General features: G+C 63.6%; 25 protein-coding genes. 11 read left to right on the top strand and 14 right to left on the bottom strand.

Annotation, left to right across the window (positions count from 1 at the left end):
* Window positions 1-52: 52 nt before the first annotated feature.
* The gene (locus LB569_RS25895) at window positions 53-460 is read right to left on the bottom strand and encodes a hypothetical protein (protein WP_224694606.1); all 408 of its coding nucleotides are present in this window, start codon (window positions 458-460) and stop codon (window positions 53-55) included.
* A gap of 305 nt (window positions 461-765) precedes the next feature.
* Window positions 766-936 carry a hypothetical protein gene (locus LB569_RS25900; RefSeq protein ID WP_181173767.1) on the bottom strand — a complete coding sequence of 57 codons (171 nt, stop codon included), beginning with the start codon at window positions 934-936 and terminating at the stop codon, window positions 766-768.
* On the opposite strand from LB569_RS25900, the gene LB569_RS25905 reads away from it, so the two are divergent.
* Entirely contained in the window at window positions 935-2,137 is a 1,203-nt protein-coding gene (locus tag LB569_RS25905) for an aromatic ring-hydroxylating oxygenase subunit alpha (RefSeq protein ID WP_224694607.1), read from the top strand. The genes LB569_RS25900 and LB569_RS25905 overlap by 2 nt on opposite strands.
* Before the next feature lie 41 nt (window positions 2,138-2,178).
* Here the strand turns inward: LB569_RS25905 and LB569_RS25910 are convergent, their stop codons facing one another.
* A complete protein-coding gene (locus LB569_RS25910; protein WP_224694608.1) occupies window positions 2,179-3,597 on the bottom strand; it encodes an aminotransferase in 1,419 nt (472 codons plus the stop codon).
* Between the two features lie 271 nt (window positions 3,598-3,868).
* Between LB569_RS25910 and LB569_RS25915 the strand changes: the two genes are divergently transcribed.
* Genes LB569_RS25915 through LB569_RS25925 form a run of 3 tightly spaced genes read left to right on the top strand, consistent with a single transcriptional unit; the run spans window position 3,869 to window position 6,697 of the window.
* Window positions 3,869-4,786 (top strand): ABC transporter permease, encoded by a 918-nt coding sequence (locus LB569_RS25915; protein ID WP_140708119.1) that lies wholly within the window; start codon window positions 3,869-3,871, stop codon window positions 4,784-4,786.
* Window positions 4,783-5,607, top strand: coding sequence for an ABC transporter permease (locus tag LB569_RS25920; RefSeq protein ID WP_140708117.1), 825 nt, complete (start codon window positions 4,783-4,785; stop codon window positions 5,605-5,607). The genes LB569_RS25915 and LB569_RS25920 overlap by 4 nt, the downstream gene beginning before the upstream one ends.
* 16 nt (window positions 5,608-5,623) lie before the next feature.
* Window positions 5,624-6,697, top strand: a complete 1,074-nt coding sequence (locus LB569_RS25925) for an ABC transporter ATP-binding protein (protein WP_140708510.1) — start codon at window positions 5,624-5,626, stop codon at window positions 6,695-6,697.
* Here LB569_RS25925 and LB569_RS25930 read toward each other — a convergent pair.
* The 5 genes from LB569_RS25930 to LB569_RS25950 form a co-directional block, all read right to left on the bottom strand.
* Window positions 6,661-7,971 (bottom strand): flavin monoamine oxidase family protein, encoded by a 1,311-nt coding sequence (locus tag LB569_RS25930; RefSeq protein ID WP_263579787.1) that lies wholly within the window; start codon window positions 7,969-7,971, stop codon window positions 6,661-6,663. The genes LB569_RS25925 and LB569_RS25930 overlap by 37 nt on opposite strands.
* Entirely contained in the window at window positions 7,968-9,044 is a 1,077-nt protein-coding gene (locus LB569_RS25935; protein WP_224694609.1) for an extracellular solute-binding protein, read from the bottom strand. The genes LB569_RS25930 and LB569_RS25935 overlap by 4 nt, the downstream gene beginning before the upstream one ends.
* Before the next feature lie 113 nt (window positions 9,045-9,157).
* Window positions 9,158-10,240 carry an ABC transporter substrate-binding protein gene (locus LB569_RS25940; protein WP_224694610.1) on the bottom strand — a complete coding sequence of 361 codons (1,083 nt, stop codon included), beginning with the start codon at window positions 10,238-10,240 and terminating at the stop codon, window positions 9,158-9,160.
* A 30-nt stretch (window positions 10,241-10,270) separates the two neighbouring features.
* Entirely contained in the window at window positions 10,271-10,984 is a 714-nt protein-coding gene (betI, locus tag LB569_RS25945; RefSeq protein WP_224694611.1) for a transcriptional regulator BetI, read from the bottom strand.
* A 6-nt stretch (window positions 10,985-10,990) separates the two neighbouring features.
* Complete coding sequence (locus LB569_RS25950; protein ID WP_224694612.1) at window positions 10,991-11,791, bottom strand: methyltransferase domain-containing protein; 801 nt, start codon at window positions 11,789-11,791, stop codon at window positions 10,991-10,993.
* A gap of 278 nt (window positions 11,792-12,069) precedes the next feature.
* Between LB569_RS25950 and LB569_RS25955 the strand changes: the two genes are divergently transcribed.
* The 4 genes from LB569_RS25955 to LB569_RS25970 are packed head-to-tail and all read left to right on the top strand — an operon-like array spanning window position 12,070 to window position 16,755.
* Window positions 12,070-13,689, top strand: a complete 1,620-nt coding sequence (locus LB569_RS25955; protein ID WP_224694613.1) for a phytoene desaturase family protein — start codon at window positions 12,070-12,072, stop codon at window positions 13,687-13,689.
* Window positions 13,676-15,241: a phytoene desaturase family protein gene (locus tag LB569_RS25960; RefSeq protein WP_224694614.1), complete on the top strand. Its 1,566-nt coding sequence runs from the start codon at window positions 13,676-13,678 to the stop codon at window positions 15,239-15,241. Before LB569_RS25955 ends, LB569_RS25960 begins: the two co-directional genes overlap by 14 nt.
* 3 nt (window positions 15,242-15,244) lie before the next feature.
* Window positions 15,245-16,504 (top strand): aminomethyltransferase family protein, encoded by a 1,260-nt coding sequence (locus LB569_RS25965; protein ID WP_224694615.1) that lies wholly within the window; start codon window positions 15,245-15,247, stop codon window positions 16,502-16,504.
* Window positions 16,505-16,506: 2 nt separating this feature from the next.
* Window positions 16,507-16,755, top strand: a complete 249-nt coding sequence (locus LB569_RS25970) for a hypothetical protein (RefSeq protein ID WP_224694616.1) — start codon at window positions 16,507-16,509, stop codon at window positions 16,753-16,755.
* 5 nt (window positions 16,756-16,760) lie between these two features.
* Here the strand turns inward: LB569_RS25970 and LB569_RS25975 are convergent, their stop codons facing one another.
* The 4 genes from LB569_RS25975 to LB569_RS25990 form a co-directional block, all read right to left on the bottom strand.
* Entirely contained in the window at window positions 16,761-17,819 is a 1,059-nt protein-coding gene (locus LB569_RS25975; RefSeq protein ID WP_224694617.1) for a dipeptidase, read from the bottom strand.
* A gap of 97 nt (window positions 17,820-17,916) precedes the next feature.
* Window positions 17,917-18,216: a GNAT family N-acetyltransferase gene (locus tag LB569_RS25980; RefSeq protein ID WP_140708095.1), complete on the bottom strand. Its 300-nt coding sequence runs from the start codon at window positions 18,214-18,216 to the stop codon at window positions 17,917-17,919.
* Between the two features lie 2 nt (window positions 18,217-18,218).
* Window positions 18,219-18,884: an alpha/beta hydrolase gene (locus LB569_RS25985; RefSeq protein ID WP_224694618.1), complete on the bottom strand. Its 666-nt coding sequence runs from the start codon at window positions 18,882-18,884 to the stop codon at window positions 18,219-18,221.
* Between the two features lie 4 nt (window positions 18,885-18,888).
* Window positions 18,889-19,821 (bottom strand): VOC family protein, encoded by a 933-nt coding sequence (locus LB569_RS25990; protein WP_224694619.1) that lies wholly within the window; start codon window positions 19,819-19,821, stop codon window positions 18,889-18,891.
* Window positions 19,822-20,044: 223 nt separating this feature from the next.
* Here LB569_RS25990 and LB569_RS25995 point away from each other — a divergent pair, with 223 nt between their 5' ends.
* Complete coding sequence (locus LB569_RS25995) at window positions 20,045-21,604, top strand: alkaline phosphatase family protein (RefSeq protein ID WP_224694620.1); 1,560 nt, start codon at window positions 20,045-20,047, stop codon at window positions 21,602-21,604.
* Between the two features lie 39 nt (window positions 21,605-21,643).
* Here the strand turns inward: LB569_RS25995 and LB569_RS26000 are convergent, their stop codons facing one another.
* A complete protein-coding gene (locus LB569_RS26000; protein WP_224694621.1) occupies window positions 21,644-22,972 on the bottom strand; it encodes a PRC-barrel domain-containing protein in 1,329 nt (442 codons plus the stop codon).
* 271 nt (window positions 22,973-23,243) lie between these two features.
* Between LB569_RS26000 and LB569_RS26005 the strand changes: the two genes are divergently transcribed.
* Window positions 23,244-24,164 (top strand): diacylglycerol/lipid kinase family protein, encoded by a 921-nt coding sequence (locus tag LB569_RS26005; protein ID WP_224694622.1) that lies wholly within the window; start codon window positions 23,244-23,246, stop codon window positions 24,162-24,164.
* Between the two features lie 29 nt (window positions 24,165-24,193).
* Here LB569_RS26005 and LB569_RS26010 read toward each other — a convergent pair whose 3' ends face one another.
* The gene (locus tag LB569_RS26010; RefSeq protein WP_224694623.1) at window positions 24,194-24,394 is read right to left on the bottom strand and encodes a hypothetical protein; all 201 of its coding nucleotides are present in this window, start codon (window positions 24,392-24,394) and stop codon (window positions 24,194-24,196) included.
* 136 nt (window positions 24,395-24,530) lie between these two features.
* Here LB569_RS26010 and LB569_RS26015 point away from each other — a divergent pair, with 136 nt between their 5' ends.
* Window positions 24,531-26,063: a sensor histidine kinase gene (locus tag LB569_RS26015; RefSeq protein WP_224694624.1), complete on the top strand. Its 1,533-nt coding sequence runs from the start codon at window positions 24,531-24,533 to the stop codon at window positions 26,061-26,063.
* Window positions 26,064-26,073: the final 10 nt, after the last annotated feature.

A 26,073-nucleotide genomic window follows, 5' to 3' on the forward strand; every position in this document is an offset into this window, starting at 1 on the left:
CGGGAACCTGTTTTTTAAGATCATGCCCGGGCCAGAAACCCGGAGGCGGAAATCAGAAGATGTTCGGCGTGCCGGTCAGCGGCGCGGCGTTGGCGACCATGCGGATCGCGCGGGCCTTGTGCGTTCCGGACTGCTGGGCAATGGCGCGCAGGCAGTCCACGTTCTCGGCGCCCCAGGCCTGCCCCTTGCAGATGAAATCGATCGCCGGCATCGGCAGGCGGGCGGTCGTGGTTGTGGTCGGTGCGCCTTCGACGATGTTGGCCGGCGGATTCAACGAAGCGAAGGCTGGGCCGACCGTCGGCGTGAACGCCATGCCGGCGAAGGCGCAAGCAGCCAGCGCCATGAACATTGCCATCGGGTGGTCGCTGGCGCGCTGGCGAAGCGCCAGCTTCGGGCGGCGGTCAGAGCGCTCTGGAGCCTGAAAGCGGTTACCGCTGGTGGTCTGGACTTTCGCATGCATCGTCATCCCCTTCGTTGATTTTCTTTTTGCGATGAAACGAATTTAATCGCGCTCTGTAACGACGCAAAGGTGACGACAGCCCGAGCATGTAACCGGATTGAAACATGAATACGGGCAGAATCGGTCAAAATCGGTCATTGGCCATTCCGATGGGGGGTAGCACGTTGCGCTGTCCGTGCGCCTCCGTGGGCGGCGGGGGCGTCGGCGAGGCTTTTCTTACCGACAAAGGCCCTGTCCGCAGGGTCTGTCCGGAGAGCACGATTTGCGGCGTGACCCGGCGGCGGGTGGAGGTTTTGGGACCCTGGCTAACACCCGGATTCTTCGGGGTTTTCAGGGCCAACCGCGATGCGAAATTCTGCTAAAACCGGCGTCTGGATTTTCAATGGTGAATCGTCTGATTTCCACAAGCCGTTGCATTTCAATGAAAAATGTGATTTTATTGAATGATCATTCAATAAAAAGAAGAGACGTTTCATGAACCCGCACCTCCGTGACGTGGCAATCCCGAACGATTGGGACCGGCGGGGACTACCGGGCTGGAGTTACCATTCCGCCGCCCTTCTCGAACTGGAGAAGGAGCATGTCTTCCGCAATCATTGGCAGATCGCCGGGCATGTCTGCGACATACCGAACGCCGGCGACTACCTCACCATGGACGTCGTTGGCGAGCGCGCGCTGATCGTGCGTGGCAAGGACGGCGTCGTGCGCGGCTTCAACAACATGTGCCGCCACCGCGGCAGCCGCGTCGTCGCCGACAGCCAGGGCAATTGCAAGAACGCGCTGGTCTGCCCGTTCCATGGCTGGGTCTACAATCTCGACGGCACGCTGCGCGGCGCTGCCCGCCCGCGCTCCTTCCCCGATCTCGACAAGACCGAGTTCGGCCTGATGCCGCTCGATCTCGAAGTCTGGATGGGCTTCATCTTCATCCGCTTCCGCGATGGCGGCCCACAGCCCTCCGTCGCCGAACTGCTGAAGCCGATCGAACCGGAATTTGCCCATTACAAGGCCGCCGACATGGTGCCCTCCTGGGGCATCTGGACCCAGAAGACACCGGTCAACTGGAAGTCGGTGCGCGACGTTGACAATGAAGGCTATCACGTCGCCATGGCGCACCCGGCGTTGCAGGATCTCTACGGCGCCACCTATTTCGACGAGCCTTTCGTCAACGGCGTCTCGCGTTCCTTCGCCAGCTACAACCCGCATGCCGGCCGCCGCTGGAGCGTCAAGAACTACGTCAACATCGCACCGGAGCCGACGCATCTGCCGGACCATCTCAGGAAGGCCTGGGTCTATTACGGCATCTTCCCCAACGCCGTTCTGTCGGTGATGCCGGAATCGGTGCAGTTCTATCAGGAGTTTCCGCTGTCGACGGGCGAGACCCTGCTGCGCGGCGCCATCTACCGCTACCGGGACGAAAGCCGCGAGCAGGCCGCCGCCCGCTACCTCTCCTTCCGCATCGACCGCGACACCATGTCGGAAGATGTGCAGCTTTCGGTCTGGTCGAACGAATCCATGCTGTCCGAGGCCTTCGAGGGCTTTTACCTCTCCGACCTCGAATATGGCGTGCGCACCCACCACGACCATTTGCGCCGGCAGATCCCGGTGCTCGGCCTGGAGACCGCGCCTGAGGAAAAGGACATGTGGAATTTGAACGACGCGCTGCGGTCGCGGGGATAGAAGCTGCCAATCTCCCCCCCCTCGTGGGGGAGATTGGCCAATCACCCCCGCCACACGCCCTCTTTCCTCAGATCGTCCATCGTCCGCGAAATACCCTCGCGCAAAATGCCGACCATGTCGTCGATCTGCTCGCGCGTGATTATGAGCGGCGGCGACATCACGCACATGTTGATCAGCGGCCGCACCAAAAGACCGAGCTCGTGGCAGTGCGCATCGATGCGTTTGCCGACATTCTTGTCGAGCTGCAGCGGATCCTTGCTTTCGCGATCGGCGACGCATTCGACGCAGCCCATCAGCCCCACGCCGCGCACCTCGCCGACCAGCGGCAGCTCTTCCAGCGTCTTCAGCCGCGCCTGGAAATAGGGCGCCACCGCCTGCGTGTGGGCAAGTACGCCTTCTTCCAGCAGGTCGAGATTCTTCAAGGCCACCGCGCAGCCGATCGGATGCGACGTGTAGGTCAGGCCGTGGCCGAACAGTGCGTCGGGATGATTGGAACGGCGCAATTCTTCCAGCAGCCGCTCGGAAATGATGACGCCGCCAAGCGGGAAATAGCCCGAGGTGACGCCCTTGGCGAAGGTGATCATGTCGGGATCGATGCCGAAAACATCACCCGACGCAAAGACGTGGCCAAGCCGGCCGAAGCCCGTCACCACCTCGTCGGAGACATAGAGGATGTCGTTGACGCGGCAGACCTCGCGGATACGCTTGAGATAGCCGTCCGGCGGTATGACGACGCCGCCAGAGGCCTGTATGGGCTCGCCAACGAAGGCGCCTATTCTGTCGGCGCCGACACGCGCGACCGTGTCGCGGAACTGGTCGACGAGGAAATCGGTGAAGGCGGCAAGGCTCATGCCTTGCGGGCGCCGGAACGGATCGGGCGAGGCGAGCTTTACCACCAGTTCGTCGGCGCCGTCCATCCAGTCGCGGTCGCGCGGGCGGCCATTGAGCGAGGCCGACAGATAGGTCGAGCCGTGATAGGCGCCGCCACGGCTCAGGATCAGCTTCTTTTCTGGCCGGCCGCGCACATTGTTGTAGAACTGCATGAAGCGCAGCGCCGTCTCGACGGCCGAGGAACCGCCGGTGGTGTAGAAGACATGGCTGAGGTCGCCGGGCGCATGGCCGGCGATGCGTTTGGCAAGCTCCGCCGACGGCGCGTTCATCGTGTACCAGGGCGTGTTGTAGGACAGCGCCATCGCCTGGTCGTACATCACCTTGGCCAGTTCCTCGCGGCGATGCCCGACATTGACGCACCACATGCCGGCCGGGCCATCGATGAGCCGCTTGCCGGTGCTGTCGGTGATGTAGATGCCGTCGCCCTCGCCGATCAGCGCGCGTGCCTCGGCGCCGACCGAACCGGCATAAGGCCAAGGCTGGATGAGATGCCGCTTGCCCAGTTCAATGGCATCGTCGCCTCCGGGCGCTGCCGTTTCGGTCGCCTTCAGGTCTCTCATCGCCGCCATGCTCGCCTCCACATCTCTTGACGATTTTTTCTCGGACATGAAATCAGAAGAAAATCCCAGAAATAGGGGCTTTCCGCATCAAATCTTGAATGTCCGTTCAATCAACATCGCAGAAATGGCGCTTGATTTCAATCCGCGGATGCGCGCATGATGAAAGAAAGCCGGCAAGGGGAACAACAGTCGGCGTCATCAAAATGGGATGCCGCATGGCGCAAGAGTCCAGGCCAGCAACCAAGATCATGCCCGGAGCGCTGCCCCCCGGAGTCGGGCAATGACGGCGGCCGCGGAAGGGGCGCCCCCGCTGCGCATGACGCGGGCCAGACGAAATGCCCTTCTGCAATCCGAGCCCGTACAGGGCTTTGCCCTGATCAGCCCAACCTTCCTCTACGCGCTCATCCTCCTGGTCCTGCCGATCCTGGTGGTCATCGCCCACTCCTTCTGGACGCAGCATTACCTGACCATCGACCGCACCTTCACGCTGGAAAACTACCGCGTCGCACTGACCGAGCCGATCTACCGCGATCTCCTGTGGCGCTCGCTCTACATCTCGCTGACGGTCAGTTTCTTTACGGTCCTCCTCGCCTACCCGATCGCCTACTTCATTTCCTTCCATGGCGGCCGTCACAAGAGCCTCTGGCTGTTCCTCATCACCATCCCGTTCTGGACCAGCTATCTCCTGCGCGTCATGTCGTGGAAGGTCATCCTGGGCTATAATGGCGTCTTGAATTCCGGGCTGATGGGCCTCGGCATCATCGATGAACCGTCGACCGCCCTGCTCTACAATTCGAGCGCCGTCATCATCACGCTCACCCATGCCTGGGCGGCCTTCGCCATCCTGCCGATTTTCGTATCCCTGGAGAAGGTGGACCGCACGCTGGTCGAAGCAGCCACGGACCTTGGCGACGGCCCGTTGCGCTCGTTCCTGCGCGTGACCTTGCCGCTGTCGGCGCCAGGCATCATTTCAGCGGCGCTGATCGTCATGATCCCGACGGTCGGCGACTACGTCACGCCAAAGCTCGTCGGCGGCAAGGACGGCGTGATGATCGCCAATGCCATCCAGGCGCAGTTCGGCAAGGCCGCCAACTGGCCGCTCGGTGCGGCACTTTCCGTCACCACCATGCTGATCGTCTCACTGATGGCCGGCGCCACGGTGCTGATCATCCGCGCCTTGCAAAGGATGGCTCGATGACAGCGCGGTCTCGTTTCCTGCCCGGCGGCTGGCTGTCCGCCTATGCGTTCCTCTACATCGTCTTCCTCTATCTGCCGGTCATCTTCCTGCCGATCTTCTCGATCAACACGGCGCCCACACCGAAATTCCCGCTCACCGGCTTCACCCTGCAATGGTACGAGGACCTGCCGCGCACGCCGGCGCTGCTCGACGCTGCCTGGAACAGCCTGATCGTCGGTGTGTCGGCTTCCGTGCTCGCCACCGTGCTCGGCATCCTCGCGGCCCGCTCCATTACCCGCTACCGCTATCCCGGCCGCCGTGCCATCAACGGACTGATCATGGCGCCGCTGGTGCTGCCCGAAGTGATCGTTGCCATCTCCATGCTGCTGGTGATGCTGCAGCTTGGCTTGAGCCTGTCGCTGTTCACCGTCGTGCTCGGCCATGTCCTGGTCTGCATCCCCTATTCGATGACGGTGCTGACCTCCGGCTTCGAGGGTTTCGACCGCAGCCTGGAGGAAGCCTCCGCCGATCTCGGCGAGAGCGCCTTCGGCACGTTCCGGCGTGTGACGCTGCCGATGGTGGCGCCGGCCATCATCTCCAGCCTGCTCGTCTGCTTCACCATTTCATTGGACGAATTCATCATCGCCTTTTTCCTGACCGGCACCGAGGCGACGCTGCCGATCTACATCTGGGGCCAGTTGCGTTTCGCCTCGAAACTGCCCGGCGTGCTGGCGCTCGGCACGTTGCTCTTGGTCGCTTCTTTCCTGTTGATGACGATCGCCGAAATCCTGCGTCGCCGCGCGGCCAGACGCACCCAGAACGAGGGAGGCCTCTATGCCTGAGCAGCCGCAACGATCCATGATCGAGATCAAGAACGTCACCCGCAGCTACGGAGCGTTCAAGGCGCTGGACGACGCCTCCCTGACCATCAGGGAAGGCGAGTTCTTCTCGCTGCTTGGCCCCTCCGGCTGCGGCAAGACCACCCTCTTGCGCATGATCGCCGGGTTCGACAACCCGACCAGCGGTTCGATTGCGGTCGGCGGCCAGCCCATGGAGGGCATCCCGGCCAACCGCCGGCCGACCAACATGGTGTTCCAGAGCTACGCCATCTTCCCGCACCTCAATGTCGAACAGAATGTCGCCTACGGACTGAAGCGGCTGAAGCTGCAGGGCGGTGAGGAAAAGCGCCGCGTCGAGGAGGCGCTGGCCCAGGTCTCGCTCACCGGTCTCGGCAAGCGGCTCGCCACCGAACTCTCCGGCGGCCAGCGCCAGCGTGTGGCGCTGGCCCGCGCACTGGTGATGCGGCCTAAGGTGCTTTTGCTCGACGAACCGCTGTCGGCGCTCGACAAGAAACTGCGCGAGCAGATGCAGGTCGAACTGCGCCGCCTGCAGCAGGCCGTCGGCATCACCTTCGTGCTCGTCACCCATGACCAGTATGAGGCGCTCGCAATGTCCGACCGCATCGCCGTGATGTTTGGCGGCAAGATCGCCCAGGTCGCCTCGCCCAAGGAAATCTACCAGCGGCCGGTCAACCGCCAGGTCGCCGATTTCCTGGGCGGCATGAATTTCGTCAAGGCTGAGATCGTCGAGGAGAGCGGCGCCTCGCTGGTCGTGGACACGCTGGGATTCGGCCGCATCAAGACCGACAAGCCGAAGGCTTTCGTGCGCAATGGCGGCGGCGCGACGCTCGGCATCCGGCCGGAGCGCCTGCGCGTGCTGTGGGACAATGCGACAGCCAAATTCGAGGTCGCCGGCAAGGTGGTCGAGCGCCACTATTTCGGCGAGATCACCCATCTGATCGTCGAAATCCCCGGCCTGGAAAAGCCGCTGTCGGTGACCGAGACCAACGATTTCGGCGCCGACGACATCCCGGTCGGCACCTCGATCCGCCTCGCCTATGATCCGGAAGCGTTGGTGGCGATGGCCGACTGAAAATCGGCGATGGCCTTGCCCGCCGCGATGCGCCCGGCCACGATGGCGCCTTCGACATAGCCCGGGAATGACGGCGACAATTCCGACGATGCGAAATGCAGCGGCGGCGCGCCGGCAAGAATGGTGCGCTCGGCATCCCTGGCCGTCACATCGACGATGAGGTCGCTATAGGCGCCGCCGCTCCAACGATCGTTCGTCCAGTCGCGGGCGCTGAGGTCGAGGACATCGTTTGCCGCGGGGCCGAACGCATCCACCAGCCTTGCCGTTACTTCCGCCTGCAATGCCGCGTCGCCGAGCGCGTGCCAGCGCTGCGCCAGGGGGCCGCCAACGAAGACGATGACCGCGGCATGGTCACTGTCCTTGCTGCCATCGCAAACAAACAGTCCAGGCAGATCGCGCCACATGACCATGCCGCTCAGGCCGCGCTCGCGCCAGAATGGCTTGCCGTAGCGCACCAGCATCTTGATCACCGCGCCGCTTTCCCAGACGGTCAGCGCATTCGCCAGGGCATCAGGTAAGGCGGGCGAGAATTCGAGCTTGGCGGCCGTCGCCGGCGGCAGGGCGATCAGCACCTCCCGTGCTTCGACGGCCCCCGCCGTCGTGGCGATACGAACGCCCTGCGATCCATGCTCGATCCGCGTTGCCGCTTCGTTCAGCCGCAGCCGGTCGCCGAGCTCGCCGGCCAAATCCTCGGCCAGCGATTGCATGGTCTCGCGCAGGAAATACTGCAGCTCGAACACCTCGTTTGTGATGCGGCGATCATTGTCGATCAGGTACCAGAGCGGCACCTTGTCCGCCGCCAGGCACCACAGCCCTTCTACGAGCGACCGGAAAGCCGCCTTGGTATCGGCCGTGTCATGCTGTTGTTCCAACCAGGCCGCGACAGTCAGTCCGGCAATTGCCGGGTCGTCCGGATCGGTGCTGTTCATGCGCTCGCGGATCGCCATCGACGCATGATAGGTACGCTCGGCTCTCGCCGGGGTCAGCGATGGATGGGTGATGAACTCGCCATCGACATAGGTCTCGACGAGCGTCTTGCCGTGTGCCTTGGCCAGCGCCATCACCTCGGGCATATCCACGCACAGGAACTGACCGCCGCTGTCGATCAATTCGCCCAGCTCGTTGCGGACAGCCTCGACCCGCCCGCCGACACGATCGCGCGCTTCGAGCAGCACAAAATCGATGCCGGCCTGTTTCAGTTCGAGCGCGGCCGACAGGCCGGTAAAGCCGGCGCCGACGATGACGACGTCGGTTCTTTCGGTTTTGTCGTTCAATAGCCGGCCTTGATCTTCTCGAACTCGTCGACCATCCGCTTCTTCAGTTCCGGCGCAACCGGCTGCTGGAACAGGGTCTTGTCGAGGAATTTGTCGATGTCGTCGAAGCCGCGCTCGGCCAGCACCTTGTGGTCGATCGTCGCCATGCCGGCACTGTTGCCATGGCCATAGCCGAAAGTCGTGACCATGTATTTCGAGATATCGGGCGCATTGACCGCGCTCAGGAAATCATAGGCCTGGTCGAGCTTTCCCGGCGCGTCCTTCATCAGCACGTAGCCGCAGACCCAGGTCGACATCCCCTCCTTGGTATCCCTGTTCATGGCGACGGGAACGCCTTGCCCGCTCATCGCGATCAGCGTCTGGCCCCACCCCCAGGCGAGGTCGACCTCGTTGCCGGAAAAGGCCTGATCGATGTCGCTCGAATCGGTCCAGTAGAGACGGACGTTCTTGTGCACCTGGCGCAGGAAGTCGGACGCCTCCTTGAACTGGGCGTCGGTCATCTTGGTCCAGTCCTTGAGCCCGATGACCAGGCTCGCCAACGCATAGGCGTCGTCGACATTGTCACCGATGGTGACGCGCCCCTTGAATTTCGGATCGGCCAGGATCCGCAGCGACTTCGCCTCGTCGGCCGTCACATTGTCGGTGCGATAGAGCAACGCCGTATTGCCCCAGTCGAACGGCATGAACCAAGCCTTGCCGTCCTCGGTGGTGGCGAGGTTCTTCATCGCCATGATGCCGGGATTGAGATCCTTCCAGCCGGCGATCCGGGACGTATCGAGCGGCTGCAGCATGCCAGCGTCGCGCCATTTCGACACGCTTTGCGAACAGGGATGCGCGATGTCTGCCTTGAAGCCGGCCCGCATCTTCTCGAACGCCTCGTCCTCGTCGCCGAAGAAGGCGAAGGTCGGCTCGGCGCCATGTTTGGCGGTGTAGGCGGGATGCAGCAACGGGTCCTCATAGCCGGACCAGTCGAACACGACGAGCTCGCCGCCGCCTTCCGCGAAGGCATAGACCGCGCCGGCGCCCATCATGCAGGCTGCGGCGACGACAAGGCGGTGAAGCATGGAATTCATGGCGCGAAAACTCCCTCATCGCGAAAGATGTCGGGGCGAGGTTAGGCAAATTCACACGCTTTGGCGAGCCCATCCGCCAGCGGTGCCGGCAGATGGGCTCTTCGAACGGAGGGCTAGTACCCCGCTTTGATCTTCTCGAATTCGGCGATCATCTTGAGCTTGAGATCGGACGGCAACGGCGACTGGAACAGCGTCTTGTCGACGAATTTCTGCACGTCGTCATAGCCTTTTTCCTTCAGGATCGCCTGGTCGACGCCAGCCATGCCCTTGGCGTTGGCCTGGCCATAGCCCCAGTCCTTGACCAGCACCTTGGCGATCTCGGGATCGTTGACGGCGTTGAGATAATCGTAGGCCTTCTCGACATTGCCGGGCGCGTCCTTGAACAGCACATAGCCGCAGACCCAGGTCGAGATGCCTTCATTCGTATCCTTTACGGACTTGATCGGCACGCCGGCGGCGACCGACTGAACCGTCGCGTCGTTCCAGGCCCAGGCGAGATCGACCTCGCCCCCGGAGAGCAGCTGGACGACGTCGGTGGTGTCGGTCCAGTAGGAGCGGACATTCTTGTGCACCTCGCGCAGGAAGTCGGACGCCTGTTTGAACTGGTCGTCCGTCATCTTGGTCCAGTCCTTCAGCCCGATGGCGAGCGCCGCCAGCGCATAGGCATCGTCGACATTGTCGCCGATCGACACCCGGCCCTTGAACTTCGGATCGGCGAAGGCCTTCAGCGACTGCACATCCTTGGCGTCGATCTTCGAAGAGTTGTAGGTGAGCTGCGTGTTGCCCCAGTCCCAGGGCATGAACCAGGCCTTGCCGTCATCGGTCGTGGCGAGATTTTTCATCGCCATAATACCGGGATTGAGATCCTTCCAGCCCGCGATCTTCGAGGTGTCGAGCGGCTGCAGCAGGCCGGCCTCGCGCCACTTCGTCACGCTCTGCGAACAGGGGTGGCCAAGGTCTGCCTTGAAGCCGGAGCGGACTTTCTCGAACGCCTCGTCCTCGTCGCCGAAGAAGGCGAAGGTCGGGGAATCGCCGTTCTTCTCGACATATTTCGGATGGAAGCTCGGGGCCTCATAGCCCGACCAGTCGAACACGATCAGGTCCTTGTCGGCGGCGATCGCCAGGGCGGCGGCGGAAGTCGCCAGCGTCGCGGCCAGCGCAAATGTCAGGGTCAGGCGTCGTGTGAATGTCTTCATCGCTGTTCCATCCTCTGTGGTGTTCTGTTTTTATGATCCTGTCGTGCCGGCGGCCTTCCGCGGGTAATGTTTGGGGAACGCCGCCGACAGGAATTCATTGGCCGCCTGCAAGGCGGTCTCGCGGGTGGTGTCCTCGGTTCCCATCATCAACCGCAGCCACAAGCCTTCCAGCATGGCGCTGAGCGCCAAGGCCATGACCTGCGGCTCATAGGCATAGGAGCCGCTCTGCTTCAGCGCGGCGCAGAGCTCGATGAAGATATCTTGGTAGACCACGTCGCGCGCGCTGCTCAGTGCCTGGTAGGTCGGCCGCGACTTGGCCTCGCCCCAGAAGGCGCACCAGGCGGCGAGCTTGCGCTTGTTGCAGATCGAACGATCGAAATCTGCCGCGACCAGCGCCTGCAACTGGCGGGCGGGGTCGTCCCCCGCTTTCTGCAGCGCATTGCGCCAGTGCGCTGAGTATTCATCATACATATACTGCAAGGTGGCGACGAGCAGCTTTTCCTTGCTCTCGAAGTGGAAATTGACGATGCCGCGCGACAGGCCGGCGCCGTCGGCGACATCGGCCATCGTCGTCTCGGAATAGCCGCGCTTGGCAAGCGAATCGATCGTCGCCTCGATGAGCTGAAGCTGCCTGACCTCTTTCGAGGCCTTGCGCCCGCGCTTCTCGGCGTCGACTTTGCGTGCCGGTTCGAGCAGGGCGTCCCTGGCGTCTGCCGTCTTCATGCGTGTGATGGCCTCCAGCATCGCCGGCTATCCCTTTGCATCCGGCTTCCATCCGCGAAGATGAGTGGGACGGTGCTCGCCACTGTCAAGCACCTTCTGCATGGCCTCCCAGGTCTTGATGTTCTTGTCGACATAGGCAGCGCCCACCACGGCGGTAACGGCCGGATAGAGCGGCCCTTTCAGCCTTTCCAGCTCCCCGCGCGCGATCTCGCGATACCAGGGATTGCGGTCCCTGACGGTGATATCGGCAAAGCCCGCGCCACGCATCGCCTTGGCATAGCGCGCCGGTGAAGCCATGGCGAAGGACAGCCCCTCGGCCGCGACATAGGCCTTCATCTCGGGCGACGGCTCGCCGTCATGCGAGATCATCCAGTTGGAGGCTGCGAAAACACCCCCCGGCTTGAGCACGCGAAATATCTCGGCGAACAGGGCGTCCTTGTCAGCCACATGCAGCAGCGCATCCTTGGAGAAGACGACATCGAACGAGCTGTCGGCGAAAGGCAGCAATCCCGGCGGCGCCTGAACGAAGCTGGCGCGCCCGCCAAGGCCACGCGCGGCGGCGCGCTGTCTGGCCGCCGCGATCACCGGCCGTTCGACATCGAAACCGGCGGCATGCGCCGCGCCGTGATGCTCGACCAGATGCAGCGTGATGCCGCCGCAGCCGCAACCGATATCGAGGATCGTCCTGCCCTTCAGCGAAAGGCCCTCGACCACCCGGTTTACCTCCTCGGGTCCGCCTGGCGACAGATAGCCTTCGCCCCACAGCGCCTCGAGGAAGCGGATGGCGGTGTCGTCATATTCCGGTTCGGCCTCTGCCGCTTCGATCATCAGCCCTCGGTCCCCAATCGACGGAATGCTCGTTCGAACGCCGGCAAAGCGTAGCGTACATGCGCGAAAACGCAACACCGTTTGTTGAACATTCATTCAGAATGACTGGACAAAATGGCCGATGCCGTGCCAAATTCCGCGCATTCGGGAACAGATCACGCAAAAATGAACAGCGGATCGCCTAAGCGAATCCAGGAAAACCGTGAGCGGTTTTCCCGGGAAAAGCGCGCAGCGCTTTCCCTTGGGAATTGGGCGAAAGAGGGAGGACCGGGGCCAAAATGAAAGCTTGGGATGCGATCATCATCGGCGGCGGACATAACGGCCTGGTCAACGCCTGCTACCTGCAGCGTGCCGGTCTCGACGTGCTGGTGGTCGAGAAGAACGACTGGGTCGGCGGCGCGGCCACCAGCCGCGAGCTGACGCCGGGCTTCCTCTACTCCAACTGCTCCTATGTCTGCTCGCTGTTCCGCCCCGAGATCATGCGCGACCTCGAACTGCCGCGCTTCGGCCTGCAGGTCATCTCCTATGAGGGCGGCGCGGTGTTCACGCGCGACGGTGACTACCTCGCCAACTACCGCGACCACGATGCGCACCGGCGCGAATTCGCGCGCTTCTCCAAAAGGGATGCCGAGGCCTATGACCGCTACGCCCGCGACGTGACGCGGCAATGCCGCTTCATCCAGCCGCTGTTGATGCGCACCGCGCCGGACCCGACCAGCCTGCGCCCGCGCGACCTCGGCGAACTCCTCTATCTCGGCAAGAAATTCGCCGGGTTGTCAGCGGAGGAAATGGCGCTGACCCTGCGCTTCTGGACCATGTCGATCTCGGAATTCCTCGACGAATATTTCGAGACCGACGTCATCAAGGCGAACTTCGCCTTGTCCGGCATCATCGGCACGGCGCTCGGGCCGATGTCGCCCGGCACCGCCTATGTGCTGCTGCACCATTACATGGGCGAGGTCGATGGTTCCGTTGGCGCCTGGGGCTATGCCCGCGGCGGCATGGGAGCGGTGACCAAGGCGCTGGCGACCTCCTTCAAGGCATCGGGCGGCACGATCCGCACCGGCGCCGAGGTCGACCATGTGCTGGTGAGCCGAGGCAAGGCCAGGGGCGTGGTTCTGGCCGGCGGCGAGGAAATCTACGGCAAGCTGGTCGTCTCCAATGCCGACGTGAAGCGCACCTTCCTGAAACTCGTCGAGGAGAAGGAACTTCCCGACATCTTCCTGCGGCGGGTGAAGAACTTCAAGATTCGCGGTTCCTCCGGCAAGGTCAACATCGCGCTCGATTCGCTGCCGGAATTCCCCGCTCTGCCGAAGGATTCGCCCGTCTATCGCGGCGACATGCATTTCACCGATTCCATGGAGCGCATGGAGCGCGCCTATGACGACTGGAAGGCCGGCCGCTGGTCAGCCGATCCCTTCCTCGACATGGTCATCCCGACGACGCTCGATCCGACCATGGCGCCGCCGGGCAAACACTTCATGAGCTGCTTCATTCAATACGCGCCGCCCAAGGTGAACGGCCGCGACTGGACCGATGCCGATCGCGACGGTTTTGCCGAGAGCGTCATCGCGCAGATCGCTGAGTACTCGCCTGGGTTTCGCGACCGCATTGTCCATATGGAGGTGCGCACGCCGCGCGAAATCGAAGCCGAGGTCGGTCTCACCGAAGGCAATATCTTTCAGGGCGAACTCACCTTCGACCAGCTTTTGTTCAATCGCCCGGTGCCGGGCTACGCGCAGTATCGGTCGCCGGTTGGCGGGCTCTATATGTGCGGCTCCTCGACCCATCCCGGCGGCGGCGTCATGGGCGCGCCCGGCCGCAACGCCGCTGCCGAAATCCTGCGCGACCTCGCCAAATCCACCTCGCATATGAGCCCGGCCCATGACGTTATTTGATGGCATCGTTATCGGCGGCGGCCATAACGGGCTTGTCGCCGCCGCCACGCTGGCGAAGGCCGGCCGCAAGGTGCTGGTGCTGGAAGCCGCAGCCGAACTCGGCGGCGCGGCGCGCACCCAGGAATTCGCGCCCGGCTTTCGCGTTTCCTCGATCGCGCATGTGCTGAACCGGCTGCATCCCGATGTGATGAAGACGCTGGAGCTGGAAAAGCACGGGCTGCGGATCGCCCGTGCCGACTTCATCCCGTCGGTTGCGCTGTCGAAGGACGGCCCGGCGCTCGTCCTGCATGGTGCCTATGGCGAGGTGCTGACCGGTGCCAGTTCCGCCGAGCAATCGGCCTGGAAGGAATTGCGCGCACAGCTGTTGCGCTATGCCGGCATATTGAAACCGTTCCTGGCGCGGCGCCCACCCGATCTCGGCGGCATGTCGCTGCTGGAGACCGCTTCGCTCGGCCAGACCGCATTGGCGCTGAAGAAGCTAGGCAAGGAAGACATGCGCGACTTCCTGCGCGTGCTGTTGATGAACGTCGCCGACCTGCTCGACGAGCAGCTCGCCGACGACAGGCTGAAGGGGCTGCTCGCCTTTGACGCCACGCTTGGCAGCCATCTCGGCCCGCGCTCGCCAACCTCGCTGCTCGGCCTCTATTATCGTCTGGCCGGCGAGACCGGAGGCGCGGCCGGAGCGCAATGGCTGCCGCAAGGCGGCATGGGCGCGGTGGTCGCCGCGCTCCGCGCCGCCGCCGACAAGGCCGGCGTCACCATCCGCACGTCGGTGCCGGTCGCAAGGATCCTTGTCCAGAACGGCCGCGCCGTCGGTGTGGCGCTCGACACTGGAGAAGAGCTGCGCGCCAGCACCATCGTCTCCGCCATCAACCCGGCAACCACCTTCCTCGACCTCGTCGGACCGCGTGAGGTCGACACCGGCTTCATGCGCAAGGTGAAGCACATCCGCATGAAGGGCGATGCCGCCAAGCTTCATCTGGCGCTCGACCGGCCGCCGCGGTTCACCGGCGCCGCTGCCGCCGACCACAAGGGCCGACTTGTCATTGCCCCCTCGCCCGATCATGTCGAGCGCGCCTTCAATCCGTCGAAATATGGCGAATTCTCGCCCGAGCCGGTGATGGAGGTCACGCTGCCCAGCCTTGCCGACGCCTCGCTGGCGCCCGGCGGCGCCTGCGTGCTGTCGGCCGTGGTGCAATACGCTCCCTATCAGTTGAAAGAGGGCTGGGATGCCGGCAAGCCTAAATTCCTCGCGGCGATCATGGCCCAGTTGGAAGCCTACGCGCCCGGCATCGGCAAAACCGTGCGCCATGCCGAGCTTCTGACGCCAGCCGATATCGAAAAGCGTTACCGCATGCCCGGTGGCCACTGGCATCACGGCGAATTGCAGGCCGATCAGATGCTGATCTCGCGCCCCGTCTCCGGCTGGTCGGGTTACGACACGCCGCTCGACGGGCTGTTCCTCGCCGGCGCCGGTTCGCATCCCGGCGGTGGTGTTTCGGGTGCGCCCGGCTTGAACGCGGCGCGGCGCATCATCGCGATGAAGGGGTAGACCATGGCCCAGGCAACCAAGAAAAAGCCCCTCGCGCCTGCGCCAGACCTTATCGCCGCCGCCCGCATAGCGGCGCAATCCCACTTTCGCACACTGCGCCTCGGCACGCCGTTCCAGCCGCGTCTCGATGCGCTGGCCAAGACCCAGGACTGGTACAATTGGGCCGGTTACCGCGCGCCGCATTCGCTGTGGGACGAGGAGCTCGAATATTTCGCCATTCGCAGCCAGGCGGCGCTGTTCGACATCTCGCCGATGACCAAATACCGGATCGAGGGGCCGGATGCCGAAGCCTTCCTCGACCGCGTCACTTTACGCGATGTCACCAGGCTCAGGCCCGGCCGCGTCCACTACACCGCGTGGTGCGACGACGAAGGTTTTGTCCTGGACGACGGCACGCTTTTTCGCCTGTCGCCGACACGCTTCCGGCTCTGTTCGCAGGAGCGGCATCTGCCTTGGCTGTTGGACAGCGCCCTCGGTTTCGAGGTGACCGTCGGGGAGGAAACAGACGCCGTCGCCGGGCTCGCCTTGCAGGGCCCGACCTCGTTCGCGGTACTGCGCGATGCCGGCTTCGCCGGTGTCGACAAGCTAAAGGTCTTTGATCTCGCCGAGTTCGAACATGATGGCGCCACCGTCACCATCTCGCGCACCGGCTTCACCGGCGATCTCGGCTACGAACTCTTCGTCCCGGCCGACAACGCGTTGAGCCTGTGGGACCGGCTGATGACGGCGGGGGAACCGCGCGGCATCCGCGCCATCGGCTACACCGCGCTCAACCGCGCGCGCCTCGAAGCCGGGCTGATTGTCGCCAATGCCGATTTCACCACCGCCGAACACGCCATCCGCGCCGATCGCCTGCGCATGCCCGACGAGATCGGCCTCGGCTTCATGATCGATCTGCAGAAAGGCCATTTCAACGGCCGCCGCGCCATCCTCGAAGCGAGGACAAAACGCAGGCTGCGCCATGTCCTGGTCGGGCTGGAGATCGAGGGCAACATCCCGGCCGAGCACGCCATCGTCTATTACAAGAAGAGCCAGGAGGTCGGACTGGTCAGCGCCGCAATGTGGTCGCCGATGGCCAAGCGCAACATCGCCATCGCCTCGCTGGCGCGGCCTTATGGTGATACTCTCGTGGAAGACCTCTGGGTCGAAATCTACGCCATGCGTGAATTGCAGTATCAGAAGCTGATGAAACGGGCCAAGGTGGTGGCGCGGCCCTTCATCAAGCTCGACCGCCGCACATCAAATCCACCGGCGGATTTCTGAGCATGGCCGAGGATGTGGAAGGCGAAGCCGCCGAACAGTGGGAGCTGGTCAACACGCCGCTCGGCGAAAAATGGTCGGGCCGCACCCGTTATGCCGCCGCCATGTTCTTCTACAAGCGCGAAGAGATGAGCGCCGAGACGCTCGAAGTCTACCGCATCTGCGCCCGGCTCGATTCGGAGAACCCGCTGCCGATCATCCGCGACCGCGGCGTTGGCAAGGATTGGTTGAAGCGCATGGGCTACGACACCTAGCTGGCTCAGCCGATCGTGCGCTCCAGCATGCTTAGCCAGTTGCGGTAGGCGATCTTCTCGATCAGCGCCCTGCCGAAGCCACGCGCCGCCAGCGCATCGATGAGTTTCGGCAGGCCGGCAACGTCGCCGATGACGGCCGGGATCATCGCGCCGTCGAAATCCGAGCCGAGACCGACCCCATCCTCGCCCAGCGCCTGCAGCAGGGAATCGATATGGCGCACCATGATGTCGAGGCTGGTGTCGGCATTCATGCGGCCATCCTCGCGCAGGAAGCCCGTGGCGAAGTTGAGCCCGACCATGCCGCCGGACTCGCGGATCGCGCCGAGCTGCCAATCGGTGAGATTGCGCGAATGGCCGCAAATCGCATGCACGTTGGAATGGGTGGCGACCAGCGGCGCATCGCTGATTTCAGCAACATCGCGAAAGCCCTTCTCGTTGAGATGCGAGAGGTCGATCATGATCTTCAGTTCATTGCAGGCCCTGACCAGCGCCTTGCCGGCATCGGTCAGGCCAGGCCCGGTGTCTGGCGAGGACGGAAAACGGAACGGCACGCCGTGGCCGAATGCATTCGGCCGGCTCCAGACGATGCCGAGCGAACGCAGGCCCGCGGCATGCAGTACGTCGAGCAGGGTGAGCTCGGGGTCGATCGCCTCGACGCCCTCGATGTGGAACACCGCGGCGATCGTGCCTCGCGCCATGGCGGCGCGGACATCACCGGCACTGCGGCAAACGGCCAGCGCTCCGGCCCGCTCCAGCCGAAACAGGATGGACGCCATGGCGGTCGTCGAGTTGAGCGCATCGGCGCGCGGAACCTCGGGCGGCAGCGGCTCGCTATCGCTCGGCGCCGAGGGCACGGCGCTGCGCCGCGCTTTCTCCACCGGCGGCGGGAAAATGGCGAACATGCCGCCGGCAAATCCGCCGGCCTTGGCGCGCGGCAGATCGATATGGCCGCCCGATTTCCCTTCGATGAACAGCTTTTCGACGTCGGTGTTCTTGGACTGATAGAGCCTCAGCAGCGTGTCGTTATGGCCGTCGAAGACGGGGACGAGATCGGATTCGGTCATGGGGGGTCATTCGGTTGGTTCATCGGCGCGGGAGCGATATATCATACCCACTTAGGCAAGATGTGCCACCCGCGCAAATGACAAAGCCTGCCCGACCCTATTGCTTGAGCACGTCGGCCCATTCCGGATGGCGGCGGAATTGCGCGTTGGCGAACGGGCAGAGCGGGATGATCTTCTTGCCCGCCGCCCGCGCATCCTCGACGGCGCGGGTGACGAGCCGAAGCCCGGCGCCCTGGCCACGAAACGCGTCCGGCACTTCGGTGTGGTCGATGATGAGCTGATGCTCGCCGATCTTGGTGAAGGTCATCTCGGCCTCGGCGCCGCCGGGGCCGCGCAGCACATAGCGACCCTTGGAGCCGCGATCTTCCAGTTCGATCTCGGGCAGTTGATCGGGCATCTCTAGACTCCTTGCATGGCGCCGGCAAAGAGCCGCCGCGCCGCCTCGATTTCGTTTGGCCGCACCTCGTGCCCGCCTTCATGCCATTCCACTGTGACATCGGCGCCGTCGGCGCGCAAATAGGCTTCGAGCCGCGTCGTCAGGTTAGGTGGGCAGATCGGATCCCGCCTGCCCGCCGTCACCAGGATGGGGCGGCCGGCGAGGCTTCCTTTCACCTGCGGTTCGAACGGAATGAGCGGATGCATCAGCACCGTGGCGTCGAACAGGTCGGGCGCTTCGAACACCAGCGAGGCCAGGATGTTGGCGCCGTTGGAATAGCCGAGACCGAGCACAGCCGATGGCTTTGCCACCTCGACATGGGCCGCCCCGACATGGGCCGCCCCGACATGGGCCGCTTCGACATGCGCCTTGACGAATTCAGCCATCTTGCCCGTCGCCCGCGCCAGATCGTCCATGTCGTAGACGCCTTCACCGGTGCGGCGGAAGAAACGCGCCGCCCCATGTTCGGAAACATCGCCGCGCGGCGAGACAATGGTGGCCTGGGGCGCGAGATCGCGCCCCAGCGAAACAAGCTGGCTCTCGTCGCCGCCCGTGCCATGGAAGACAAAGAGCAGCGGACCGCCCGGCGAACCGGGCAGCACCTTGTGAATGTAAGCGTCCTTGCTCATCGCCTCAGCCCTCCAGCTTCTGCAGATGCTGTTCGAGATAGGGCCGCAGGTGCTGGTGCTGCGTGGGCAGCTTCAGCGCCTCGCCCAGATGCGCGGTGTCCTCGTCGCGGTCGAATCCCGGCTCGTTGGTGGCGACTTCGAACAGCACGCCGCCCGGCGTGCGGAAATAGATCGCCAAGAAATAGTCGCGGTCGATCACCGGCGTCACGCCGTAACCTGTGTCGATCAGCGCCTTGCGCACTTCGAGCTGCTTGGCGCGGTTCTCGACGGCGAAGGCGACATGATGGACCGAGCCGGCGCCGAGATCCGCAAACGGGGCAGTCGGCAGCGATTCAATGTCGACGACATCGGCGCCGTTACCATTCTTCACCGCGAGCCGTCTGACATTGCCCGACTTGGCGACCTCCTCGTAGCCCATGAATTTCAGCAGCTCCTCGGTGGCGCCGCCGTCCTTCAGCCTCAGTGAAACCGAGTGAAACCCACGGATCGCCTCGTCGGCGGGAACGGCGCCCTTCACCCATGGGGCACGGCTGTCCGCCTTGTCCTCGACGAGGGCGAAACCGTCGCCGTCCGGGCCGGCGAATCCGAGCCGCTTCTCGCCGAAGCTTTCCTCACGCGAGACACCGGTTATGTTTTCGTCAGCGAAGCGCTTTTCCCAATAGCCGAGCGTGCCTTCGGGCACGGAGTAGACCGTGGTGCCGACCTCGCCGACACCATGGCGGCCCTTGCCGATATTGGGAAATGGAAAGTAGGTCATAACCGAACCCGGCGTGCCCAACTCATCGGCGTAATAAAGGTGATAGACATCGGGCGCGTCGAAATTGACAGTCTTTTTGACCCGGCGCAAACCGAGCTTGTGCGTGAAGAAATCATTGTTCTGGCGCGCATCCCTGGCCATCGACGTGACGTGATGCAGCCCCTTGATCTGGTCGAGCATGATCCTGCCCCTTCCCTTGGTGCTTTGTGCGGCCCTTGCCGCTGTCCACGTCAATATGAGGACACGATCGGCGGCGGCAAAGGCGGCAAACACAGAATGGACTGTGCTTTAAAAGTGAACAATAAAAAGCGCCTTGTTCACCAATCAGATAACGGGTGGCCTTGCGCGGTTGATGGAATCGGGTTCCATGTGCACATTCGAATGGACCGGGAGGGTAAAGCAAGTGACTGGAAAAGGCAGGCGGCCTAATGTCCTCCTCATCACCTGCGACCAGTGGCGTGGCGACTGCCTGTCGGCTGCCGGCCATCCCCAGGTGAAGACGTCCAATGCCGATGCGCTGGCCGCCGAAGGCGTGCTGTTCAAGCGCCATTACGGCGGCGCGGCGCCGTGCTCGCCGGCGCGTGCCTGCCTCTACACCGGCCTCTACCAGATGAACAACCGCGTTTGCCGCAACGGCACGCCGCTCGATGCCCGCCACGGCAATATAGCGCTGGCCGCGCGCAGCGTCGGTTACGATCCGACCTTGTTCGGCTATACCGACGTGTCGCTCGACCCGCGCCAGCTGGCACCAGCCGATCCACGGTTGCGCAGCTACGAAGGCGTCCTGCCCGGCTTCACGGCGCGCCAATTGCTGCCCGAACATCAGAAGCAGTGGCTGTCCTGGCTGAAGCAGCAGGGCATCGATGACAGCGCCGGATATCCCGACATACATCGTTCCGTGGGCGAGGCGGATGGCGCGGTGACGGAAGCGCCTCCCGTCTACTCGAAGGACCAGACGCCAACGGCCTTCTTGGCCGGCGAATTCATTCGCTGGCTGAGCGAGCAGGAGGAGGCGACGCCATGGTTTGCCCATCTTTCCTTCATCAGCCCGCATCCGCCCTTCATCGTACCCGAACCGTTCAACACCCAATACGATCCGGCCGATGGCCCCGCATTTTTCCGCGCGGAAAGCTGGCGTGCCGAGTCTCAGAGCCACCCCTACATCGCCTATGATCTTGGCCGGCAAAAACGCGCGAAGTTCCGCCCTGGCGCCACGGGCAAGGTACACGACTGGAGCGAGGATGATTTCCGCCGCATCCGGGCAATCTATTACGGCATGATCTCAGAGGTCGACGCGCAGCTCGGCCGCCTTTGGCAAGCGCTGAAAACCCAAGGCGCCTGGAACGACACCATCATCGTGCTGACCTCCGACCACGCCGAAATGATGGGCGACCACTTCATGCTGGGCAAGGGCGGTTATTTCGACGGCAGCTACCACATCCCGCTGATCATCCGCGATCCACGCCATCGCAAGGCTGCCGGCAGCACCGTCGATCGCTTCACCGAGGCCGTGGACATTTTGCCGACGCTCATCGACCTCATCGGCGTGGCTCCCGAACCGCATCTCGACGGGTGCTCGCTGAAACCCTTCCTGAGCGGCGGAACGCCCGCCGTCTGGCGCGACGCCGCGCATTGGGAGTTCGACTTCCGCTCGATCGCGGACGGTGAGGCCGAACAGCACTTCGGCATTCCTTCGCGCCAGTGCAACCTTGCTGTCGTCCGTACAAAGAAATTCAAATACGTGCATTTCGGCGGCGGCCTGCCGCCCCTGCTTTTCGACATGGAGGCCGACCCCGGCGAGTTGAAGAACCTCGCGCGCAGTCCGGCACATCTTTCCACCCGGCTGGAATTCGCCGAAAGGCTGCTCGCCTGGCGGGCCGAGCATCTCGACCAGTCGCTGGCGCTGGCGGAACTGACGGGAAATGGCGTGGTTGGCCACGTTGGCACGGCAAATAGGCAGTAGGGATTGTCCCTACTGCCTATGCTGCCTACTGCCTAACTCTCACTTCACGATCAGACGCTGCTCGTCGCGCTTCTGCGCGTAGGAGTTCTTGTCGTAAGCCGCTTGCTTCTCGAGCTCTTCCTTGGTGAAGCTTGTATAGAGGTATTTTTTGCCGTTCTTGTCGGTCATGAACTTCAGATTGTCCATGCCGACCGCGACCTCTTTCTCCCCGATACCAAGGAAGCCGCCGACATCGATGATAACCGCGTCCGCCTTTTTATCCGGCGCCAGCACCACATCCCCGATCTCACCAACCTTGGCATCGTTGGCGCCGTAAACGGTGGTGCCCTTCAGGTCGTCGGCCCTGATCTCTCCGACCGGCATGGCGGTCAGCGTTGACTTGTCGATAGCGGCGGTCTGCGTCTGGTCGGGAGCCGTGGCGTCAGCCGGCGCAGCTGCCGTCTTGTCCGCCGGAGCCGCGGCTGGAGCGGTCGTGGTGGCCGATGGCGCGGTGGCGGCCGGCTCGTTGGATGCCGTGGTGGCCGGCGCCGGATCATAGGCCTTGCGGTTGAAGTCCGGCTGCGCCTGCAGCTCTTCCTTGGTGGTCTGCGCCACCAGCCAGCGGTCGCCGTTCTTTTGCGCCCACTTCGCCTTGGCGAAATCATAGGCGACGTTCTTCTCGCCGATGCCGAGGAAGCCGCCCACGCCGATAATCAGCGACTGCGCCTTGCCTTCCTTGGTCAGCACGATGTCATTCACGTCGCCGATTTTCTGGGCGTCATCGCCGGTGCCGTTGTAGACATTTTCACCGATGATGTTTGTGGCCAGATTGCCATCAGCCTGTTTGACCGGCTCAGCGTTCGCCTCGGCGGGCTGCTGTGCGGTGTCGGTCGATGTGGCCGGCGCCTGTGCGGTGGTCGACGTGGCCGGCGCCTGGGTGTTCGTTGCTGCGGCCGGGGCCGGTGCGTAAGCCTTGCTGTCGAACTCCGGATGGGCCGTCAGTTCGTCCTTGGTGGTCTGCGCCACCAGCCAACGGTCGCCGTTCTTCTCGGCCCATTGCAGCTTGTCGTAGTCAAAGGCGACATTCTTGGTTCCAACGCCAAGGAAGCCGCCGACGCCGATGACGACGGATTTCGCCATGCCGTCCTTGTCGAAGACGACGTCGGTGACCTTGCCGATATTCTCGGCATTGTCGCCAGTGCCATTGTAGACGGTTTCGCCGATGATGTTGGTGACGATGCTGCCTTCGGCGCGCGGCACCGGCGCGGTCGCGGCGGGCTCCTGGGCGGCAGGCTGGTTCGCGGGGGCCGTCGTTGTAGCGCTCTGCGCGAAGGCGCCGGTTGCAACCATCGTCGCAAGGGCGGTCGTGGCTAAAAGGGTGCGGATCATGATAATCTCTCCTCGTGATTTCTTCGCACGCCGCAGCCGGATCGGAACCCCGGGGACGCGGCATCTCTACAGGTTCACAACGTCGTGACCATGCCGTTGTTCCGACAAAACCGCGATGTCTGAAGGCAAAACCCACGATGCGGATTTGATCGCCTGTCGCCGCAACCTGGAGTCCGGCCCCGGCGCCGATGGAACCTTTTCCTGGTTCGCCACGTTTCAGCCTCCGGCTGGAGGTAGCCCGGCCGGTTTTAATTGAGCAGCGGAGAGGGGCATGAAATTCGCAGCGGTGCTGAACCGGGACGGCGGCACCTTGCGCACCACCGATCTCGCCGCCTTTTCGGACCGGATGCGTGAGACGCTGGAATCGGCGGGCCACTCTCTCACTATCGACATCGTTGCCGGCAAGGACGTCGTGGAAACCCTCGACAGCGCCGCGTCGCGCCACACCGTCGACGTCGTGCTCGCCGGAGGCGGTGACGGCACCATCTCGGCAGCGGCCGCCAGGCTGATGGGGAAGAAAAAGGCGCTCGCAATATTGCCGGCCGGCACGATGAACCTGTTTGCGCGCGGCCTCGGCATTCCACAGTCGCTCGATGCAGCGCTGAAATCCTTCGCCGACGGCGAAATCGTCGCCGTCGATATGGCAACGGCCAATGGCCAGCCTTTCGTCCACCAGTTCTCGATCGGCATGCATGCCAAGATGGTGCAACTGCGCCAGGGCATGGAATTCGGCTCACGCCTGGGCAAGATCAGCGCTTCCGCCAAGGCAGCCTGGGCAACGATCAAGAATCCGCCGGCAATGAACGTCACGCTCGGCATCGGTGAAGCGGAGATGAGTGCCCGGATATCCGGCCTCGGCGTGACCAACAATCTCTTCGGCGAAGGCCACTTGCCCTATGCCGACAATCCGGCCGGTGGCGTGCTCGGCATTTACGTCACGGTGGCGCAGCAGCGCGCCGAGCTGGTCAAGTTCCTGTTCAACGTGGCGCGCGGCAAGTGGCGTGACAACGAACATGTCGAAATCCACCAAGCCGACAGGGCGACCCTCAAAATCCATTCCGGCGGCAGGAAGTTCCGCGCCGTCCTGGATGGCGAACTGGTCAAGCTCGATCGGGAAACGACGATCGAAATCAAACCTGGAGCGCTCAATGTGCTGGTGCCGGCCAGCGTCGCCCAGGTGAAGGCTGCCTGATGCGGTGTGAAGCCACCAAGGTGCTGACCTCAGCCGGAGGGCGCCGGACCGGTGCTCGGCGGCGTGGGCAAATGTTGCTCATCGCTGTTCGGCGCCTTGATCAACACGCCGTAGATTTCGGCGATGCCCCAGGCGACGAGCACTAAGAGCAGTCCGGCGATCAGGATTCGGAACCCATGCCAGCCCCACCGCCCCTGACGCGCTTTATTTTCGGGAATGTTCCTGGCCATGGCGGGTCCTCGTCTGGTGTCGCGTCGGCTGACGCGATCGGCAAATCACGCTCGGGTAACGGTCCCTCGCAGAGATGGTTCCGGCTGCAGGGCCGGCGACGACAAGGACATCAAGGCTAAGTCATGGGAACCTGGTTTGAATAGCAGGGTGGAAACAGCAGCCGGTCTGCCGGCCGAGGTTGCGCGCGCCGTGCAGGACGTGCACCGGCTGGCCGTGCTGCACTGGCTTGAGATGCTGGATACGGCGCCCGACCCGGATTTCGACCGCATCGGCGGGTTTGCCGCCGCCGTGACGCGCGCGCCGATCGCCTTGGTCACACTCGTCGACCTCGATCGGCAATGGTTCAAATCCTGTCGTGGCATGCAAGAAGCGCAGACCCCGACAGCCACCTCTTTCTGTGCGCACGCCATCGCCGCTGGCGATGAGCCGATGGTGGTGACGGACGCAGCGGCCGACCAGCGTTTCCAAGCCAACCCGCTGGTGACCGGCAAGCATCATGTGCGCTTCTATGCCGGCGTCCCGATCATTGTCGCGGGAGCGCGGATCGGAACCCTGTGCGTCATGCACCGCAAGCCGTGTGCTCACCCGTCCCGGTCCAAGCTAGACCAGTTGAAAACGCTCGCCGGCCTCGCCGGCAGCATGTTCACCCTGAAGCACGCGACCCGCACCGGCGCTGTCGCCGAAGCCGCGCTCGCACGCGAGGAAAAGCGGCGCGCCATCGCGCTCGATGCTGCTTCGCTGGCAAGTTGGGCTTGGGACATCCGCACCGACGTCATCGACTGCGACGTCCGGTTGCCGGAATTGTTCAACCTGCCGCGCTCGACGCGGCTGCGGGCGCGCGACATTCTGACAGCCATAGATCCCCGCGACGTCTACCAGACCCAAACCAGCTTTCGTGACGCGTTGACCGGCAGTGACGACTATTTTGGCGAATACCGGGTGAAAGGCTTCCATCCACCGCGATGGGTGGCCACGCGCGGCCGTGTCATCGAGCGCGATGGCGACGGCAAGCCGACGCTGATCTTTGGCGTCAACTACGACATCTCGGAACGCAGGCTCGGCGACGAACGGCAACGGCTCCTGCTCAGGGAACTCAACCACCGCGTCAAGAACACGCTGGCGACGGTCCAGGCGCTGGCGACGCAGACCGTGCGCCATGCCCGCCAGCCGAGCGAATTCCTCGAGGCGTTCAGCGCGCGGCTTCAGGCCCTGGGCATCGCCCATGGTCTGTTGTCCGATCGTGAATGGCGCGGCATCGGCATCCGCGAACTCGTCCAGATCGAAACCAGGCCTTTTGACCCCGCCGACCAGCCGCGCTTGACGATCTCCGGCGCCGACGTGTTGCTGTCGCCCGATCAGGCCGTCGGTCTCGGGCTGATCCTGCACGAACTGGCCAGCAACGCGCTGCAATATGGATCGCTGTCGGTTGCATCGGGCAAGGTTGATCTCGACTGGAAGGCGCAAGGCAGGAAAGGCGAGCGGCGCCTGGTGCTGACCTGGCGTGAAAGCGGCGGTCCCGAAGTTGCCCCGCCTGAGCGGCAAGGGTTTGGCTCGATCCTCATCCGGCGCAGTCTGGCCAAGGTCATTTCGAGCGAAGTGACCCATGAATTCCGTCCCGACGGGGTCTTCGCCGAAATATCGATGCCGCTGGAAGATCTGTCGAAGTGAGGAGGGGTAG

The sequence above is a fragment of the Mesorhizobium sp. BH1-1-4 genome, assembly GCF_020165665.1.
Classification (GTDB): domain Bacteria; phylum Pseudomonadota; class Alphaproteobacteria; order Rhizobiales; family Rhizobiaceae; genus Mesorhizobium.

Excerpts from the sequence above, each read along its gene's own strand:
- LB569_RS25900 (WP_181173767.1), bottom strand. The coding sequence starts at position 936 with ATGAAACGTCTCTTCTTTTTATTGAATGATCATTCAATAAAATCACAT.
- LB569_RS25910 (WP_224694608.1), bottom strand. The coding sequence starts at position 3,597 with ATGGCGGCGATGAGAGACCTGAAGGCGACCGAAACGGCAGCGCCCGGA.
- LB569_RS25895 (WP_224694606.1), bottom strand. The coding sequence starts at position 460 with ATGCATGCGAAAGTCCAGACCACCAGCGGTAACCGCTTTCAGGCTCCA.
- betI (WP_224694611.1), bottom strand. The coding sequence starts at position 10,984 with ATGCTGGAGGCCATCACACGCATGAAGACGGCAGACGCCAGGGACGCC.
- LB569_RS25965 (WP_224694615.1), top strand. The coding sequence starts at position 15,245 with ATGGCCCAGGCAACCAAGAAAAAGCCCCTCGCGCCTGCGCCAGACCTT.
- LB569_RS26000 (WP_224694621.1), bottom strand. The coding sequence starts at position 22,972 with ATGATCCGCACCCTTTTAGCCACGACCGCCCTTGCGACGATGGTTGCA.
- LB569_RS26005 (WP_224694622.1), top strand. The coding sequence starts at position 23,244 with ATGAAATTCGCAGCGGTGCTGAACCGGGACGGCGGCACCTTGCGCACC.
- LB569_RS25920 (WP_140708117.1), top strand. The coding sequence starts at position 4,783 with ATGACAGCGCGGTCTCGTTTCCTGCCCGGCGGCTGGCTGTCCGCCTAT.
- LB569_RS25990 (WP_224694619.1), bottom strand. The coding sequence starts at position 19,821 with ATGCTCGACCAGATCAAGGGGCTGCATCACGTCACGTCGATGGCCAGG.
- LB569_RS26010 (WP_224694623.1), bottom strand. The coding sequence starts at position 24,394 with ATGGCCAGGAACATTCCCGAAAATAAAGCGCGTCAGGGGCGGTGGGGC.
- LB569_RS25940 (WP_224694610.1), bottom strand. The coding sequence starts at position 10,240 with ATGAAGACATTCACACGACGCCTGACCCTGACATTTGCGCTGGCCGCG.
- LB569_RS25915 (WP_140708119.1), top strand. The coding sequence starts at position 3,869 with ATGACGGCGGCCGCGGAAGGGGCGCCCCCGCTGCGCATGACGCGGGCC.
- LB569_RS25905 (WP_224694607.1), top strand. The coding sequence starts at position 935 with ATGAACCCGCACCTCCGTGACGTGGCAATCCCGAACGATTGGGACCGG.
- LB569_RS25975 (WP_224694617.1), bottom strand. The coding sequence starts at position 17,819 with ATGACCGAATCCGATCTCGTCCCCGTCTTCGACGGCCATAACGACACG.
- LB569_RS25980 (WP_140708095.1), bottom strand. The coding sequence starts at position 18,216 with ATGCCCGATCAACTGCCCGAGATCGAACTGGAAGATCGCGGCTCCAAG.
- LB569_RS25985 (WP_224694618.1), bottom strand. The coding sequence starts at position 18,884 with ATGAGCAAGGACGCTTACATTCACAAGGTGCTGCCCGGTTCGCCGGGC.
- LB569_RS25950 (WP_224694612.1), bottom strand. The coding sequence starts at position 11,791 with ATGATCGAAGCGGCAGAGGCCGAACCGGAATATGACGACACCGCCATC.
- LB569_RS25970 (WP_224694616.1), top strand. The coding sequence starts at position 16,507 with ATGGCCGAGGATGTGGAAGGCGAAGCCGCCGAACAGTGGGAGCTGGTC.
- LB569_RS25925 (WP_140708510.1), top strand. The coding sequence starts at position 5,624 with ATGATCGAGATCAAGAACGTCACCCGCAGCTACGGAGCGTTCAAGGCG.
- LB569_RS25960 (WP_224694614.1), top strand. The coding sequence starts at position 13,676 with ATGACGTTATTTGATGGCATCGTTATCGGCGGCGGCCATAACGGGCTT.
- LB569_RS25935 (WP_224694609.1), bottom strand. The coding sequence starts at position 9,044 with ATGAATTCCATGCTTCACCGCCTTGTCGTCGCCGCAGCCTGCATGATG.
- LB569_RS25955 (WP_224694613.1), top strand. The coding sequence starts at position 12,070 with ATGAAAGCTTGGGATGCGATCATCATCGGCGGCGGACATAACGGCCTG.